Below are 16,318 nucleotides of genomic sequence, written 5' to 3'. Positions count from 1 at the left end.
AGTAGCGGCGTCGTATCACGCCCGTACGGGGGGAAGCCGGTGCAATTCCGGCGCTGACCCGCAACCGTGAGCCGTCCCCCGAGCAGGTCCGCGGGCGGTGAGCCGGATCGCCCCGGACGGAACCGTGACCGGCTCACGTGCCCGGCGCCCGCCGTGCACGGGCACCGTCGAGGCATACGGGGCCGAGCCGCCGGGGGTGCCCCGTGCTGTCCGGCCCCGCGCAGGGAAAGGCACCCGCCGATCATGAACGTCCGCCGTCGCAGCGCCGCGGCTCTCGCCGCCATAGCCGTGCTGGGCGCCGCCGCCGCGCCCGCGGTCGCCGCCGACCCGTCACCGTCCGCCTCCGCGTCCACGCCCGCCGGGCTGTACGGCACCGCCGACCCGCAGTACGACGGCGTGTGGCGCCAGTCGCTCGCGATGCTCGCCCAGGACACCGTGGGCGTCGTCCCGTCGGCGACGGCCGTGCGGTGGCTCACCGGGCAGCAGTGCGACAACGGCGCCTTCGCGCCCTACCGGGCCGACACCGCCAAGCCCTGCGACGCCAAGACCATGGTCGACACCAACAGCACGGCCGCCGCCGTCCAGGCCCTGTGGGCCGTCGGCGGGCACGGCGACGCCGTCGAGGACGCCCTCGGCTGGCTGAAGTCCGTGCAGAACAAGGACGGCGGCTGGGGCTACACCCCCGGCGGCCCCAGCGACGCCAACTCCACCTCCGTGGTCATCGGCGCCCTCACCGCCACCGGCACGAAGCCGGAGACCGTCACGAAGGACGGCAAGTCGCCCTACGACGCCCTGCTGACCTTCGCCCTGCCCTGCTCGGAGAGCAAGGGCGCGGGCGCCTTCGCCTTCCAGCCCGACAAGGACGGCAAGCTCCTCGCCAACGACGACGCGACCGCCGCCGGCGTCCTCGGCGCGCTCGGCAAGGGCCTGGTCGCCGAGCCGGGCAAGGCGGCGGGCGGCGACGCCGGCTGCGCCGGCGGGGACCGGCCCACGCGGGAGCAGGCCGCCGCGAACGGCGCCGCCCACCTCGCGCGGGCGGTCGCGAAGGACGGCCACCTGACGTCCGCCCTCGCCGGTGCCGAGGCCCAGCCCGACTACGGCAACACCGCCGACGCCGTCGTCGCGCTCGCCGCGCAGGGCGGGGCCGGCAGCGCCGCGAAGCCGCTGGCCTGGCTGGAGAAGAACGCCGCGACCTGGGCCGCGCAGAGCGGGCCGGCCGCCTACGCCCAGCTGATCTTCGCCGCCCACGCCACGGGCACCGACCCCCGCGCCTTCGGCGGCACCGACCTGGTCGAGCGGCTCAACGCCACGGGGCCGACGCCGCAGGGCGTCAAGGACCGCGCCACCGGCTCGGACGGGAAGAAGGACGAGGCGCAGGACGAGAAGAAGGACGAGAAGGACGACTCCCCCTTCGGCGTCTGGTGGTTCGTCGGCGTCTGCCTCGTCTTCGGCATCGGCATCGGCTTCGTCCTCAGCGGCCGCAACCGGAAGCAGCAGCCGTGATACGCCGCCTCACCCTTCTACTGACGGCCGTGCTCGTGATCGTCACGGGCGCGGGCCCGGCGCAGGCCACCGGCTACCGCTACTGGTCCTTCTGGGACCGCGACGGCGAACGCTGGACGTACGCCACCCAGGGCCCCTCCATGGCCCGTCCCTCCGACGGCGACGTCCAGGGCTTCCGCTTCTCGGTGAGCGAGGACTCCGGCGACGCGGCACAGCCGCGCGGCACGGCCGACTTCGCGACGATCTGCGCGAAGACGCCCGCGCGGGACGGCGAGAAGCGGGTGGCGCTCGTCCTGGACTTCGGTACGGCGGCCGACGCCCCGTCCGGCGAGACGCCGCCGGCGGGACGTACGGCCTGCGCCCGCGTCGCCTCCGACGCGACGACGGCCGACGCCCTGGCCGCGGTCGCCGGTCCCCTGCGCTACGACACCAACGCACTGCTGTGCGCCATCGCGGGCTACCCGCGGACGGGGTGCGGGGAGCAGGTGTCGCAGAAGCAGGACCCGACGACGAGCGCGGCCCCCGCGCAGGAGCCCGCGCAGGACGAGGACGGCGACGGCGGCCCGTCGACCGGCCTCGTCACCGGCACGGCCATCGTCGCGGCCCTGGCCGCGGCGGCGGTCTGGCAGTCGAGGCGGCGCAGGAATGCCGACTCCTGACCCGACCGACGCGGCCGAGCACCCCGCCCGGCCCGCGGGCAGCCGTGGGGCGACGGGGGTCCCCCCGCTCGAGCGAGGCCGAGAGCGGGGGAGGGTGGGCGCCGGGGGTGTCCCCTCCGGGGAAGACGCCCCCTCGGTGCGGGCGAACGCCCCCGCCCCCCGCCCCCGCCGGCGCACCGCCACCGCACGACCGGCGCCCGCCCGCCGCCACCGTTCCGCCCAGCTCCACCCCGGCGCCTGGTGGCTCTGGGCCCTGGCCCTCGGCACCGCCGCCACCCGCACCACCAACCCGCTCCTCCTCGCCCTCCTCGTCACCGTCTCCGCCTACGTCGTCACCGCCCGCCGCCCCCACGCCCCCTGGTCCCGCTCCTACGGCGCCTTCGTCAAACTCGCCCTCGCCGTCCTCCTCATCCGCCTCGCCTTCACCACGATCCTCGGCTCCCCCATCCCCGGCACCCACACCCTCGTCACCCTCCCCGAGGTTCCCCTCCCCCACTGGGCGCAGGGCATCCGTCTCGGCGGCCGCGTCACCGCCGAGGGCCTCGCCTTCGCGCTGTACGACGCGATGAAGCTGGCCGCCCTCCTCGTCTGCGTCGGTGCCGCGAACGCCCTGGCCAACCCCTCCCGCCTCCTCAAGTCCCTCCCGGGCGCCCTGTACGAGATGGGCGTGGCCGTCGTCGTCGCCCTCACCTTCGCCCCGAACCTCGTCGCCGACGTCCACCGCCTGCGCGCCGCCCGCCGCCTGCGAGGCCGCCCCGACACGGGCGTACGCGGCCTGCTCCAGGTCGGGCTGCCGGTGCTGGAGGGCGCCCTGGAGCGCTCCGTCGCCCTCGCCGCCGCGATGGACGCCCGCGGCTACGGCCGCACCGCCCGGGTGCCCGCCGCCGTACGCCGTACCACCGCCGCCCTCACCCTCGGCGGCCTGCTCGGCGTCTGCGCGGGGACGTACGGCGTGCTGACCGCCGCCGGCGGCACGTACGGCCGTCCCCGTCCTCCTCGCCGGACTGGCCGCCGCGCTCGGGGGGTTGTGGCTCGGCGGCCGGCGGACCCCGCGCACCCGCTACCGCCCCGACCGCTGGGACGCCCGCGCCTGGCTGGTCACCGCCTCCGGCGTGGCCGTCGCGGCCTCGCTGTCCGTGGCCGCCGCCCGCGACCCGGCGGCGCTGCACCCGGGCGTGGTCCCGCTGGTCGCGCCGTCGCTCCCGCTGTGGCCGGCGGCGGCCGTGCTCGTCGGCCTGCTCCCGGCGTTCGTCGCCCCCGCCCCCGTCCCCACCGCCGTGAAGGAGCCGTCGTGATCCGCTTCGAGGACGTGTCGGTCACGTACGACGGCGCGGCGGAACCCACCGTCCGCGGCGTGGACTTCGAGGTCCCCGAGGGCGAACTCGTCCTGCTGGCCGGGCCGTCGGGCGTCGGCAAGTCGACCGTGCTCGGCGCGGTCGGCGGCCTCGTGCCGCACTTCACCGGCGGCACCCTGAGCGGCCGGGTCACCGTGGCCGGCCGCGACACCCGCACCCACAAGCCGCGCGAGCTCGCCGACGTGGTCGGCACGGTCGGCCAGGATCCGCTGTCCCACTTCGTGACGGACACCGTCGAGGACGAACTCGCCTACGGCATGGAGTCCCTGGGCCTCGCCCCGGACGTGATGCGCCGCCGCGTCGAGGAGACCCTCGACCTGCTGGGCCTGTCCGACCTGCGGTCCCGTCCCATCGCCACGCTCTCCGGCGGTCAGCAGCAGCGCGTCGCCATCGGCTCGGTGCTCACCCCGCACCCGGACGTCCTGGTCCTGGACGAGCCGACCTCCGCCCTGGACCCGGCCGCCGCGGAAGAGGTCCTGGCGGTCCTCCAGCGCCTGGTCCACGACCTCGGGACGACGGTCCTGATGGCCGAGCACCGGCTGGAGCGCGTCATCCAGTACGCCGACCAGGTCGTCCTGCTCCCGTCCCCGGGCGCGGCACCGGTCATCGGGCCCCCGGCGGAGGTGATGGCCGTGTCCCCGGTGTACCCGCCGGTGGTGGACCTGGGCCGGCTGGCGGGCTGGTCCCCGCTGCCGCTGACGATCCGGGACGCCCGCCGCCGCGCGGCCCCGCTGCGGGAGCGGCTCGCCGACCGGCGCCCTGCGGAGTGCGCCCCCTCGGCCCCCGCGCTCCCCGCGCCCCGTCCCGCACCCGCCTCCCGCTGGCGCCGCCGCAGGAAGGCCCCGGACGCCGCCCCCTCCCCGTACGCCGCCGAGGTCCGTTCCCTCGCCGTCCGGCGCGACCGCGTCCAGGCGCTGCGCGACGTCGGCCTCACCGTCTCCCCCGGCGAGACGGTCGCCCTCATGGGCCGCAACGGCGCCGGGAAGTCCACCCTCCTCTCCACGCTGGTCGGCCTCGTCGAACCGTCCGCCGGTTCGGTCCGCGCCGGCGACGCCGTGCCGCACCGCACGGCGCCGCGCGAGCTGGTGCGCCGGGTCGGCCTGGTCCCGCAGGAGCCGCGCGACCTGCTGTACGCCGACACGGTCGCCGCCGAGTGCGCGGCCGCCGACCGGGACGCGGACGCGGCGCCCGGCACCTGCCGCGCCCTGCTGACGGAGCTGCTCCCCGGCGTCGCCGACGGCACGCACCCCCGCGACCTCTCGGAGGGCCAGCGCCTGACCCTCGCGCTGGCCGTCGTCCTGACCGCCCGTCCTCCCCTCCTCCTCCTGGACGAGCCGACGCGCGGCCTGGACTACGCGGCGAAGGCCCGCCTGGCCGGCATCCTGCGCTCCCTGGCGGCCGACGGTCACGCGATCGTGCTGGCCACGCACGACGTGGAACTCGCCGCCGAGCTGGCCGACCGGGTGGTCCTGCTCGCCGAGGGCGAGGTGATCGCCGACGGCCCGGCGGCGGACGTGGTGGTGGCGTCGCCGTCGTTCGCCCCGCAGGTCGCGAAGGTGCTGGCGCCGCGGAAGTGGCTGACGGTGGCGCAGGTGCGGGAGGCGCTGTCATGAGCGGCGGTGCTCCTGCGCAGCGCCAGGTCCGTGCCGTCCGTCTGGGCCCCCGGTCCGTCGCCGCCCTGGTGCTGGTCAGTGCGGTGGGCGTGGCGGGCTTCGGCTGGCCCTTCCTCGCCCCGCCGGACGCCTCGCTGAACGCCCACGCCCAGGACGCCCCGTGGCTGTTCGCGGGCGTGCTGGTGCTGCTGGTGGCGGTGGTGGCGGCGACGATCTCGGAGTCGGGGCTCGGTCCCAAGGCCGTGGCGATGCTCGGCGTACTGGCGGCGGCGGGGGCGGCGCTGCGCCCCATCGGCGCGGGGACGGCCGGTCTGGAGCCGATGTTCTTCCTGATGGTCCTCAGCGGCCGGGTCCTCGGCCCCGGCTTCGGCTTCGTCCTCGGCTCGGTCACGATGTTCGCGTCCGCGCTGCTCACGGGCGGGGTGGGGCCGTGGATGCCGTTCCAGATGCTGTCGATGGGCTGGTTCACGATGGGCGCGGGCCTGCTGCCCTTCCCCGACCGGCTGCGCGGCCGCGGGGAGCTGCTCCTGCTGGCCGCCTACGGCTTCCTGGCCGCGTTCGCCTACGGCACGGTGATGAACCTGGCCGGCTGGACGTTCATGAACACGCTGGCCTCGGACATCGCCTTCGACCCGGACGCCCCGGTCCTCGACAACCTGGCCCGTTTCGCCGCCTACTGCCTGGCCACGTCCCTCGGCTGGGACGGTGGCCGCGCCGCCATGACGGTCGTGCTCACCCTCGCGCTCGGCACGCCGGTCCTGAAGGCGCTGCGCCGCGCCACCCGCCGGGCGGCCTTCGAGACCCCGGTCACGTTCGAGAAGGCCGACGGGGTGAGCCGCCCCACGTGACCCGGCTCACCTACGAAGCGGGGTCGTAGCCGACGGGCCGGGCCCCCGGCTCCCACACGGCCGCCCCGGCCCCCGCCTACGACCTTCCCCGGCGAAAGGGACGATTGCGGGCGAAGGGTCGGCCTGTTTCTCTGAACCGGTCGCCAGGCGCCGACGCCCCTCAGGGGCCACGGCGCCGACGCACGCCCCCCGCCGCGCACCGCGCGGATCCGGCCGGGCTGCGCCGACGCCCCTGTCCCCGAAGAAAGGCACCCCGTTGACCGCCGCTTCCCTCCTCCGCACCGTCGCCGCCCCGAAGAAGGCCCTCGCGGGCGCCGCCCTGGCCGCGGCCGCCTGCGGCTCCCTGATCGCCGCCGGGCCCGCTCAGGCCGCGACGCCGGCCTCCTCGGCGCAGGCGACCGCGCAGAAGATGATCGGTGACCCGGCCGAGTACCGGTGCTTCTCGAAGATCGTCGAGCACGAGAGCGGCTGGAACGTCAACGCCACCAACGCCTCCAGCGGCGCCTACGGCCTGGTCCAGGCCCTGCCGGGCTCGAAGATGGCCTCGGCGGGCTCGGACTGGAAGACCAACCCGGCCACCCAGATCGAGTGGGGCCTGGACTACATGAAGGACCGCTACGGCGGCGCCTGCGACGCCTGGAACTTCTGGCAGGCCAACAGCTGGTACTGACACCGGCCCCCACAGCCCGAAGGCGGCGGCCCCCGATCCCCGGGGTCGCCGCCTTCGTGCGTCCGGACGACGCCGCCGGGCCGGTGTCAGCGCGCCCGCGCCGGTCCGGTGCGGAACCGGCGCCGGTACTCGGTCGGTGTCGTGTCGAGCCGGCGGCGGAAGGCCCTGACCAGGGTGTCGACGGTGCCGAATCCGCAGGCGGTGGCGACCCGTTCCAGGGTGGCGTCGGTGGATTCGAGCTGGTGGCGCGCCACCTCGACGCGGGCCGACTCGATGTAGGCGTGCGGGGTCGTGCCGAGTTCGTTCTTGAAGATGCGGGTGAGCTGCCGGTCGCTGACGTGGGCGCACGCGGCGAGGTCCGCGACCGTGAGGGGTTCGGCGATGTGGCGCATGATGTGGTGGCGCAGGTCCTCGATGCGCCGGGTCGTGGAGACCTGCTCCAAGGGGACGCTGAACTGGCTCTGTCCGCTCGGCCGTTTCAGGTACATCACGAGCTGCCGGGCCACGCGCAGCGCGACGTCCTCGCCGAGGTCGTCGGCGATGAGCGCGAGGGACAGGTCGAGGCAGGCGCTGATCCCCGCGCCCGTCCACACGTCGCCCTCGCGGATGAAGATCGGGTCGGCGTCGACCTCGACGGCCGGGTGCTCGGCGGCGAGCTGCCGCGCGGTCGACCAGTGGGTGGTGGCGCGCTTGCCGTCGAGGAGTCCGGCGGCGGCGAGGATGTGCGCCCCGACGCAGACGGAGGTGACCCGCCGGGTGCGGGCGGCGAGTTGCCGGACCCGCTCCACCACGGCGGGGTCGGTGAGCGGGTGCACGCGGCGCCGGTCGTCCACCTCGACGGCGCCGGGCACGATCAGGGTGTCGATGCTCCTCGCGGCCAGGTCGTCGAAGGTGACGTCGGGCAGGACCCGGACCCCGGCGCCGGTGGTGACCGGGGCCATGGTCTCGGCGGCGAGGACGACGTCGTAGCCCGCCGCCTCGTCCGTCTCGCGGCGCGCGAGGGAGAACACCTCCGGCGGTCCGGTGACGTCGAGCAGGTCGACGTCCTCGAAGAGGACGATGACGATCAGTCGTCCGACGGTGCTCATGGAACCCCCCACGCTCGACGGCAACGGCCATGTCGGTTTCTGCATGTTAGACGACATTGCCGACACCAGCGGGTGGCCATAACGTCGTAGGCGCAGGTCACCGCACCGGTGAACTGCCTCCCCCTACACGTGACTTCAGGTGGTTCCCCATGCCCAGAACGACGCTGCGCGAACTCAACGGCTTCGACGAGACCCCGGCGAAGCTCGCCGCGTCCACGCTGATCCTCGTCGACTACCAGAACACCTACACGACCGGCGTCATGGAGCTGGACGGCTGGCGTGAGGCGCTGGACGCCGCGGCCGAACTGCTGGCCCGCGCCCGCCGGGAGGGCGCGAAGGTCATCCACGTCGTCAACGACGGCGGCGAGGGCACCCCGTACGACGTCCGGGCCGAGATCGGGCAGATCCACCCGAGCGTCGCACCGATCGACGGCGAGCCCGTCGTCGTCAAGAAGGCGCCGAACGCCTTCGTGGACACGGACCTCGCCGAGCACGTCGACGCCGCGGGCAACGAGGACGTCGTCATCGCCGGCTTCATGACGCACATGTGCGTGGCCTTCACCGCCCAGGGCGCCTTCCTGCGCGGCAACCGCCCCACCGTGGTGGCCGACGCCAGCGCCACCCGCGCCCTGCCGGTCGCGGGCACCGAGGTGGACGCCCGCCAGGTGCACCACGCCGCCCTCGCCACCATCGCCGACCTGTACGGCGTCGTCGTCCCCTCGCAGAAGGAGCTCGTCCGATGAAGCTGCGCCGTCCGGCCGTCGCGCTCGGTGCCGCCGTCGTTCTCGCGTTCACCGCCACCGCGTGCGGCGGCGACTCCGAGGCCGCCTCCCCCAAGGGCGAGCCGTCGGCCTCCGCCACCACCGCGGCGAACGTCGCGAAGGACACCACGACGCTGCGCGAGCTCAACCATCTCGACGAGACCCCGGCCACGCTCTCCGACGCGACGCTCATCCTCGTCGACTACCAGAACACCTACACCGAGGGCGTGATGGAACTCGACGGGTGGAAGCCGGCGGTGGACAACGCCGCGGCTCTCCTGAAGCGGGCCCGCGCGGCGGGCACGCCGGTCATCCACATCGTCGACAAGGGCTACGACCTGAAGTCGAAGGCGGGCCAGATCATCCCGGCGCTCAAGCCCGTCAAGGGCGAGCCCGTCGTGGAGAAGAGCGTCCCGAACGGCTTCCACGGCACCGACCTCGCCGCGCAGGTGAAGAAGGCCGGCCGCGAGAACGTCATCATCGCGGGCTTCATGACGAACATGTGCACGCTGTTCACCACCCAGGGCGCCTTCCTCAACGGGAACAAGCCGACCGTGGTGGCGGACGCCTCCGCGACCCGGCCGCTGCCCCTGAAGGGCGACCCGGACGGCATTCCCGCACAGCAGGTCCACGAGGCCGCTCTCGCCACGGTCCAGGACCTCTACGGAGTCGTGGTCCCGTCGCAGAAGTCCCTGACCTGACCGTCTGATCCCCCCTCAGCACCACCGTCATCTTTGTATCTCCCCCCACCCTGATCTCCCCCCACGCCTCCCCCCCACATCGCCGAAAAGGCACCTCCACCCATCCGAGAAAGCAGGAAAACGGGGCATGGCAACACGTAGAGGATTTCTGGGTACCGCGTCGGCCGTCGGGGCGGCGACGTTGCTCACGAGCCAGACCGCCTCCACCGCCTCGGCGGCCACCACCGGAACCACCGCCACCGACGAGAAGGCCGCACGCGACGCGATACGCGCCGTCAACGCGAAGATGCGCGCCAACTACGCAACCCTCAAGAGCGAACTGACCACGCAGCTCAGCCCGGTCGTCGTCGTCTCGAACAACGCGGTCGGCGGACGCTTCACCCTCATCAACGACGGCAGGCAGGTCGAGACCGTCGACCCGGTCCCGGAGTACTTCGAACTGGCCAAGTCGATCGCCCACGTTCCCCTGGGCCTGTTCTCGATCCTCGCCTCCTACCTCAGCGACCAGGTCCCCAACATCCCCAACGCGGACCGCATCGACCCGCACGACCTCGACATGGTCGTCACCAGGGCGCCGGGCGACAAGGGCTGGACCACCCCGCTGACCGCCTTCCGGACCACGCTCCAGTCGGCGTACACGAAGCTCCCCACCGCGAACCTCCCGCTCGACCTCGAGAACTCCTGCGCCAAGATCCTGAGCGAGGCCGTCGCGTTCATCGACGCGTCCGTCAAGGCGCAGTCGTTCGACATGGTGTCGTTCAACCGGTTCGCCGCCACGGTCTACCCGTCCATCCGCGTCAACATGACCTTCGCCGCCACCGCGCAGATCACCGGCATCGAGAGCCTCATGAAGCGGTGGCGCACGCTGATCGGCGAGAAGGCGTGGAGCGACCTCTACGTCACGGTGCTGTCGATCTGGACCACGGCCGAGCTGAACCAGGCGTCCATCATCATCCGCCGCACCATGAACCAGGCGAAGGTGGACACCCACCTGATCGACCTGCCGACCGTGGAGACCCCCTCGGACCCGATCGCCGTCGCCCTGGACAACCTGGCCCGCATCGTCCAGGACAACGTCGCCGCCGAGATGGTCTTCAACACCGACCTCAAGGTCGCGGACGCCCTCAAGGGCAAGGAGGACCTCCTCTCCGACGAGATCCTCCAGCAGATCGGCGGCACGGCGCCCACCGCCAGGACCGCCGGCTTCACCTCGACGGCGGCCGGCACCTGCCCCGTCACCGGTCACACCGCAACGGTGTGACCACCGGGCACCCCCCGCTCCCCCCGGCGGGGGGGGTGCCCCTCGCACCCGGACCGACCCGCCCCGCACCGTCCTGCCGCCCCCGCCGCCCCGCCGCCTTCCCCGGCCGGTCCTCCGCACCGGGCGCCCGGTCCGGGGCGGGTCGGGTCAACGTTTCTGTTCGATTTATCGTCTTCGCACGTGTGTCCGCACCGGGCACCCCTGACGAAGCCGAACGGAAACCCCGACCGTGGTCCCTGCCGAACTCACCGTCTCCCGGCCCGCGAAGGAGTCCGACAGACATCGGACCGGCACGCCGCGTGCCCTCTGGCACCGGTATCGCGTCCCGCTGCTCGCCACGCTGCCCACCCTGCCCCTGTACGGGCTGTGGTGGGTCCACCTCGCCACCGGCGGCGGTGACCTCGCCGCGCAGCAGGCGTGGGCGGACTTCGCGGCGCGGCACGGCGGTTCGGCGTACGGGCTGTTCTGGTACGGCGGGATGCACACCGCCAACTACAGCCTGATATCCCCGTACGTGATGGCCGCGCTCGGCGTGCGCACGGTCACCGTGGCGTCCGGGCTGGCCGCCACGTGGCTGGCGGCGGTTCTGATCAGGCGGGCGGGGGTGCGCCGGCCGCTGTGGCCCGCGCTGCTCGCCTCGCTCGCCCTGTGGTGCAACGTCGCCTCGGGGCGGACCACCTTCGCCCTGGGCGTCGCCTTCGGTCTGGCCGCGTGCGTGCCGCTGGTCCGCGAGCGGCGGCTCGCCCTCGCCGCCGCCTACGCCGCGCTCGCCACCATGGCCTCCCCGGTGGCCGGGCTGTTCCTGGCCGTGGTCGGGGCCGGGTTCCTGATGGTGCGGGACTGGGGGCGGGCCCTGGTCCTGCTCGTCCCGCCCGCCGCCGTCGTCGGCCTCACCACGCTGTTCTTCCCCTTCACCGGGGAGCAGCCGATGCCCGCGGGGCGGATCTGGCCGCCCGTCGTGCTCGGGCTGGCCGTCACCGTGCTGGCGCCGCGCACCTGGCGGGTGGCGCGGTGGAGCGGGGCCGTGTACGCGGTCGGGACCGTGCTGACGTATCTGATCGCCTCGCCGATCGGGACGAACGTCGAGCGCTTCGTCGAGCTGTTCGCGCCCGCCGCGCTGCTCGCCGCCCTGCTCACGGCGGACCGGCTGCGGCGCGTCACGAGCGCTCTCCTGGTCGTCGCGCTCGTCTGGTCCACCGGGTGGGTGGGGAAGAAGACCGTGGACGATCTGCGGGTGTCGACCGAGGTGCCCGCCTGGGCCGCCGAGACGGACGGGGTCGTGCGGGCGCTGGAGGGGCTCGGGGCCGACCGCACCCGCGTCGAGGTCGTGCCGGCCCGCAACCACCGCGAGGCCGCCCGGCTCGCCCCGCACGTCAACATGGCCCGCGGCTGGAACCGGCAGCTGGACGTCGAACGCGGCCGCCTCTTCTACGACGGCAGTTTCTCCGCGGCCGCCTACCGGGCGTGGCTGGACCGCTGGGCCGTCGGCCTCGTCGTCCTGCCGCTCGCCAGGCCGGACGGCCCCGCCGAGGCCGAGGCCGCGCTCGTGCGGGACCCGCGATCGCGGCCCGAGTGGCTGGAGCCGGTCTGGCAGGACGAGCACTGGCGGGTCTACCGGGTGCGGGACGCCGTACCGCTCGTCTCCGCGCCCGGCAGCGTCGTGACGACCACCGGCACCGAGCTGGTGCTGCGCGCGCAACGGCCGGGCCCGGTCACCGTGAAGATCGCGTGGTCGCCGTGGCTGCGGGCCGACGGCGGGTGCCTGACCCGGGACGGCGAGTTCACGCGGCTGACCGTCCCGGCGGCGGGCGAGTACCGGATCAGCTCGGCGTACCTTCCTTCGCCGACGACGCCGGACCGCTGCTGACCTCGTCGGCCGGGGTCCGGGGACCGGGGGCCGGGACCCGTCCCTGCGCCGCCGCCGTGACCGTCCGGGCGCGCGGCCCCTGGAACAGGTACGTCAGCCCGAAGCCCGCGCCGACCACGAGCGCGCCGCCCACCGCGTCCAGCACCCAGTGGTTGCCGGTCGCCACGATCGCCGAGACCGTGAAGAGGGGGTGGAGCAGGCCGAGGGCCTTCATCCACGTCTTCGGGGCGATGACCGCGATCGCCAGTCCGCACCACAGCGACCAGCCGAAGTGCAGCGAGGGCATCGCCGCGTACTGGTTGGTGAGGTGGGTGAGCGTGCCGTAGTCCGGCTTGGAGAAGTCCTGCACGCCGTGCACCGTGTCGATGATCCCGAGTCCCGGCATCAGGCGCGGCGGGGCCAGCGGGTACAGCCAGAAGCCGACCAGGGCCAGCAGAGTGGTGAAGCCGAGGGAGGCGCGGGCCCAGCGGTAGTCCACCGGCCGGCGCCAGTACAGGACGCCGAGCACGGTCAGCGGGACGAGGAAGTGGAACGACGTGTAGTAGAAGTCGAAGAAGTCCCGCAGCCAGTCGATCTTCACCACCGCGTGGTTGACCGTGTGCTCGATGTCGATGTACAGGAGGCGTTCGAGGTCGAGGATCTGGTGGCCGTGCTCCTCCGCCCGCTCCCGGCCGGCCGAGTTGCTGCCGCCGGTCGCCGCGAGCCGGACCCGGGAGTAGGCGGCGTAGGTGACCCGGATGAGGAGGAGTTCCAGGAGGAGGTTGGGGCGGGTGAGGACCCGGCGCAGGAAGGGCAGCAGGGGGACGCGCCGGAAGCGGGTGGGGACCGGCGGCGCGTAGCTCGTCGGGACCGGGGAGTCGTAGTAGGGCGAGGTGCGGGGGAGGAACGGCACGGCGACGGCGGCGGCCAGCGCCGCGAGCAGGACGATGTTGTCGCGCAGCGGGTACAGCGCCGCCATGTCCGGCAGCATCATCTTGGCGGGCAGCGTCATCACCAGGACGACGGCGACCGGCCACACGTACCGGTCGGAGGCGCGCTTGCCGACCCGGCCGACGACCGCGAGCAGCACCCACAGCAGCTGGTGCTGCCAGGTGGTCGGCGAGACGGCGACCGCCGCGCAGCCGGTGACGGCGACGGCGAGCAGGAGTTGTCCGTCGCGGGCGTAGCGCACGGCGCGGCGCAGGGCGAGGACCGCGACGGCGGCACCGAGGGCGAGGAAGAGGGTGATCTCCACGGGACCGGAGAGGCCGAACCGCAGCAGGGCGCCGTGCAGGGACTGGTTGGCGAGGTCGTCGGCCGCTCCGCCGAGACCCACGCCCGCCAGGTGGTGCACCCAGTAGGTGTACGAGTCCTGCGCCATCACCACCCAGGCCGTCGCCGTGCAGACGGCGAACGCGGCGGCCGTGGACACGGCGGCCCGTCTGCGCTCGGTGAACCACAGCAGGGGCACGAACAGCAGCACCGTCGGCTGGAAGGCGGCGGCGACGCCGATCAGCACGCCGCCGAGGCGTTCGCCGTGCTCGCCGCGGACGGCGAAGCAGCCCAGCAGGACGAGCAGGACGGGGAGGATGCTGGTCTGGCCGAGCCACAGCGCGTTGCGCACCGGCAGCGACAGCATCAGCAGGCTGACGGCGACGGGCGCCGCCAGCAGCGCCGTGCGGCGGCCGACCGGCCGGGGCAGGGCGCGGGCGGCGACCAGGCCGAGGGCCACGACCAGCAGCAGCGAGCCGAAGGTCCAGCCCCAGCCGAGGGCCTGCTCGGCGGCCTTCGTGAACGGTTTGAGGACGAGGCCGACGAAGGGGGTGCCGGTGAACTGCGTGGAGTCGTACAGCGACCCCTCCACGTGCAGGACCCCGTTCTCCCCGACCCAGGTCTCCAGGTCCGTCAGCCGCTCCCCGCGCGGGGTGCCGACGACCGAGGCGAGCTGGCGTACGGCGAGGACGGCGGCGACCAGCCACAGTCCCAGCCGCGCCGCACGCAGCCGTGCCCTGGTCGCATCGACGGCCGGGGCTCCGAAAGCCTCCGCCGGTCGCCCACTGTGCTCCGCATTCGCCACGCCCCGTCGGCCTCCCGCCCCGCTCGTCCGCGCGCCCGTGTGCGCGGTACTTGTCCCTGCGAACCCTATGAGGCTCGCACCGCCCCCTGAGGGAGACGCGGGCAGCCCCCGTTCCACCTGACCGCCGTCCGCCGCCGGTCGGGCCCATGGCCGCCTGCCGCCTACCCGCTGTCCGCTTTTGTCTGCCTTTCGTCCGCACGACGATAGTGCGAGCGCGATCCGGACGCCTCCCACCCTGCCCCGGAGCCCGCCACCGGCCGGTACGGAGCGAGAAGGATCACAGGCCGAAGGGGCGGAACGCGCACCGTACCGACGAGACGTCCCTGCGTGCACGTCATATTGATGCACTGTGCAACGAGCAGCTTACCGGGCGTAAGCGGCACACCACCGCCTATGGTCGCTTTTCGGCCTGTGGCGTGTTTCCGCGGGCCTCACCGGCCCGGCGACAGTGCCGCCGTGCGGGTCGCGGTGTCCCTGTCCCCGTCGAAAGGTAGGCGAGCGGAGTTTTGTCGGCTGCCACCGTCGTATCCCACCCGTCCCTCGAGAAGCCGGCCCGCACGGGCGCGTCGTCGTCCGCCGCCGGCGTCACCGCCACCGACCCCGCCCTCGTCAAGCGCGCCGTGAAGGCGGCGGCGCTCGGCAACGCCATGGAGTGGTTCGACTTCGGCGTCTACAGCTACATCGCCGTGACGCTCGGCAAGGTCTTCTTCCCCTCGGGAAGTCCGACCGCCCAGATGCTCTCCACCTTCGGCGCCTTCGCCGCCGCCTTCCTGGTCCGTCCGCTCGGCGGCATGGTCTTCGGACCGCTCGGCGACCGGGTGGGGCGGCAGAAGGTCCTCGCGGTCACGATGATCATGATGGCGGCGGGCACGTTCGCCATCGGCCTGATCCCGTCGTACGCGTCGATCGGCGTGTGGGCGCCGGTGCTGCTGCTGGTGGCCCGCCTGGTGCAGGGCTTCTCCACGGGCGGCGAGTACGCGGGCGCCTCCACCTTCATCGCCGAGTACGCGCCGGACAGGAAGCGCGGGTTCCTCGGGAGCTGGCTGGAGTTCGGCACGCTCGCCGGCTACATCGGCGGCGCGGGGCTGGTGACCCTGATGACGGCCCTGCTGTCCGACGGCGACCTCACCTCCTGGGGCTGGCGCATCCCGTTCCTGATCGCCGGGCCGATGGGCCTCATCGGGCTGTACCTGCGGATGCGGCTGGAGGAGACCCCGGCGTTCGCCGCCGAGGCCGAGAAGGCGGAGGCCGCGCGGCCCCGCGTGCCGCTGCGGGAGATGATCACGGGGCAGTGGAGGACGCTGCTGCTGTGCGTCGGCCTGGTGCTGGTCTTCAACGTCACCGACTACATGCTGCTGTCGTACATGCCGAGCTACCTGACGAGCGAGCTGAAGTACGACGAGACGCACGGGCTGCTGGTCGTGCTGGCCGTGATGGTGCTGATGATGATCGTGCAGCCGTTCGCGGGCGCGCTCACCGACCGGGTCGGGCGCCGGCCCGTGATCGCGGCCGGCTGCGCCGGCTTCCTGCTGCTGTCCGTCCCGGCGCTGCTGCTGATCCGCGAGGGCAGCCTGCTCGCCGTGGGTCTCGGCATGGCCGCGCTGGGGCTGCTGCTGGTCTGCTTCACCGCGTCGATGCCGTCCGCCCTGCCCGCACTGTTCCCGACGCGGGTGCGCTACGGCTCGCTGTCGATCGGCTTCAACGTCTCCGTGTCCCTCTTCGGCGGCACCACCCCGCTGGTGGTGACGGCGCTGATCGGGGCGACGGGCAACATGATGATGCCCGCCTACTACATGATGGCCGCGGCCGTGATCGGCGGCGTGGCGGTGTGGTTCATGGCGGAGTCGGCCGGCCGCCCCCTGCCGGGCTCGGCGCCCGCGGTGGAGCACGCCGAGGCGGCCTGACCCCTGCGGGGAGGGGACGGAACCGGGAGCGC

Annotated in this window: 12 protein-coding genes, 1 pseudogene and 1 riboswitch; of the genes and pseudogenes, 11 read left to right on the top strand and 2 right to left on the bottom strand. The window is 73.8% G+C overall.

The window, feature by feature from the left end; translation table 11 throughout:
- Nucleotides 1-29: 29 nt before the first annotated feature.
- A riboswitch (cobalamin riboswitch) is annotated at nucleotides 30-113 on the top strand.
- Between the two features lie 130 nt (nucleotides 114-243).
- From JHAT_RS00655 to JHAT_RS00630, 6 genes and pseudogenes are all read left to right on the top strand, one after another.
- Nucleotides 244-1,503, top strand: coding sequence for a prenyltransferase/squalene oxidase repeat-containing protein (locus JHAT_RS00655; RefSeq protein ID WP_077796005.1), 1,260 nt, complete (start codon nucleotides 244-246; stop codon nucleotides 1,501-1,503).
- Nucleotides 1,500-2,162, top strand: coding sequence for an SCO2322 family protein (locus tag JHAT_RS00650; protein ID WP_077796004.1), 663 nt, complete (start codon nucleotides 1,500-1,502; stop codon nucleotides 2,160-2,162). Before JHAT_RS00655 ends, JHAT_RS00650 begins: the two co-directional genes overlap by 4 nt.
- Nucleotides 2,163-2,256: 94 nt before the next feature.
- Nucleotides 2,257-3,457 (top strand): annotated as a pseudogene (locus JHAT_RS00645) (energy-coupling factor transporter transmembrane component T).
- A complete protein-coding gene (locus tag JHAT_RS00640) occupies nucleotides 3,454-5,130 on the top strand; it encodes an ABC transporter ATP-binding protein (RefSeq protein WP_077796003.1) in 1,677 nt (558 codons plus the stop codon). The pseudogene JHAT_RS00645 and the gene JHAT_RS00640 overlap by 4 nt, the downstream one beginning before the upstream one ends.
- Nucleotides 5,127-5,978 (top strand): ECF transporter S component, encoded by an 852-nt coding sequence (locus tag JHAT_RS00635; protein WP_077796002.1) that lies wholly within the window; start codon nucleotides 5,127-5,129, stop codon nucleotides 5,976-5,978. Before JHAT_RS00640 ends, JHAT_RS00635 begins: the two co-directional genes overlap by 4 nt.
- A gap of 256 nt (nucleotides 5,979-6,234) precedes the next feature.
- Nucleotides 6,235-6,648 carry a transglycosylase SLT domain-containing protein gene (locus tag JHAT_RS00630; protein ID WP_077796001.1) on the top strand — a complete coding sequence of 138 codons (414 nt, stop codon included), beginning with the start codon at nucleotides 6,235-6,237 and terminating at the stop codon, nucleotides 6,646-6,648.
- An 86-nt stretch (nucleotides 6,649-6,734) separates the two neighbouring features.
- Here JHAT_RS00630 and JHAT_RS00625 read toward each other — a convergent pair whose 3' ends face one another.
- Nucleotides 6,735-7,736, bottom strand: a complete 1,002-nt coding sequence (locus JHAT_RS00625) for a GlxA family transcriptional regulator (protein ID WP_077796000.1) — start codon at nucleotides 7,734-7,736, stop codon at nucleotides 6,735-6,737.
- A 149-nt stretch (nucleotides 7,737-7,885) separates the two neighbouring features.
- On the opposite strand from JHAT_RS00625, the gene JHAT_RS00620 reads away from it, so the two are divergent.
- The 4 genes from JHAT_RS00620 to JHAT_RS00605 all read left to right on the top strand — a co-directional run bounded on the left by JHAT_RS00620 (nucleotide 7,886) and on the right by JHAT_RS00605 (nucleotide 12,326).
- The gene (locus JHAT_RS00620; protein WP_077795999.1) at nucleotides 7,886-8,479 is read left to right on the top strand and encodes an isochorismatase family protein; all 594 of its coding nucleotides are present in this window, start codon (nucleotides 7,886-7,888) and stop codon (nucleotides 8,477-8,479) included.
- Nucleotides 8,476-9,198, top strand: a complete 723-nt coding sequence (locus tag JHAT_RS00615; RefSeq protein ID WP_077795998.1) for an isochorismatase family protein — start codon at nucleotides 8,476-8,478, stop codon at nucleotides 9,196-9,198. Before JHAT_RS00620 ends, JHAT_RS00615 begins: the two co-directional genes overlap by 4 nt.
- 127 nt (nucleotides 9,199-9,325) lie before the next feature.
- Nucleotides 9,326-10,459, top strand: coding sequence for a hypothetical protein (locus tag JHAT_RS00610; protein ID WP_077795997.1), 1,134 nt, complete (start codon nucleotides 9,326-9,328; stop codon nucleotides 10,457-10,459).
- A gap of 229 nt (nucleotides 10,460-10,688) precedes the next feature.
- Nucleotides 10,689-12,326, top strand: coding sequence for a hypothetical protein (locus JHAT_RS00605; RefSeq protein ID WP_077795996.1), 1,638 nt, complete (start codon nucleotides 10,689-10,691; stop codon nucleotides 12,324-12,326).
- On the opposite strand, the gene JHAT_RS00600 is transcribed toward JHAT_RS00605, so the two are convergent.
- Nucleotides 12,280-14,382, bottom strand: coding sequence for a bifunctional glycosyltransferase 87/phosphatase PAP2 family protein (locus JHAT_RS00600; RefSeq protein ID WP_171990678.1), 2,103 nt, complete (start codon nucleotides 14,380-14,382; stop codon nucleotides 12,280-12,282). The two genes, JHAT_RS00605 and JHAT_RS00600, sit on opposite strands and share 47 nt — an antisense overlap.
- A 506-nt stretch (nucleotides 14,383-14,888) precedes the next feature.
- Between JHAT_RS00600 and proP the strand changes: the two genes are divergently transcribed.
- Nucleotides 14,889-16,286 (top strand): glycine betaine/L-proline transporter ProP, encoded by a 1,398-nt coding sequence (proP, locus tag JHAT_RS00595; RefSeq protein ID WP_077795994.1) that lies wholly within the window; start codon nucleotides 14,889-14,891, stop codon nucleotides 16,284-16,286.
- Nucleotides 16,287-16,318 lie beyond the last annotated feature (32 nt).

Source organism: Streptomyces sp. JHA26, assembly GCF_002005565.1.
GTDB lineage: Bacteria > Actinomycetota > Actinomycetes > Streptomycetales > Streptomycetaceae > Streptomyces.
The sequence above is the reverse complement of the archived record's forward strand: the minus strand, read 5'-3'. Positions and strand labels throughout refer to the sequence as shown.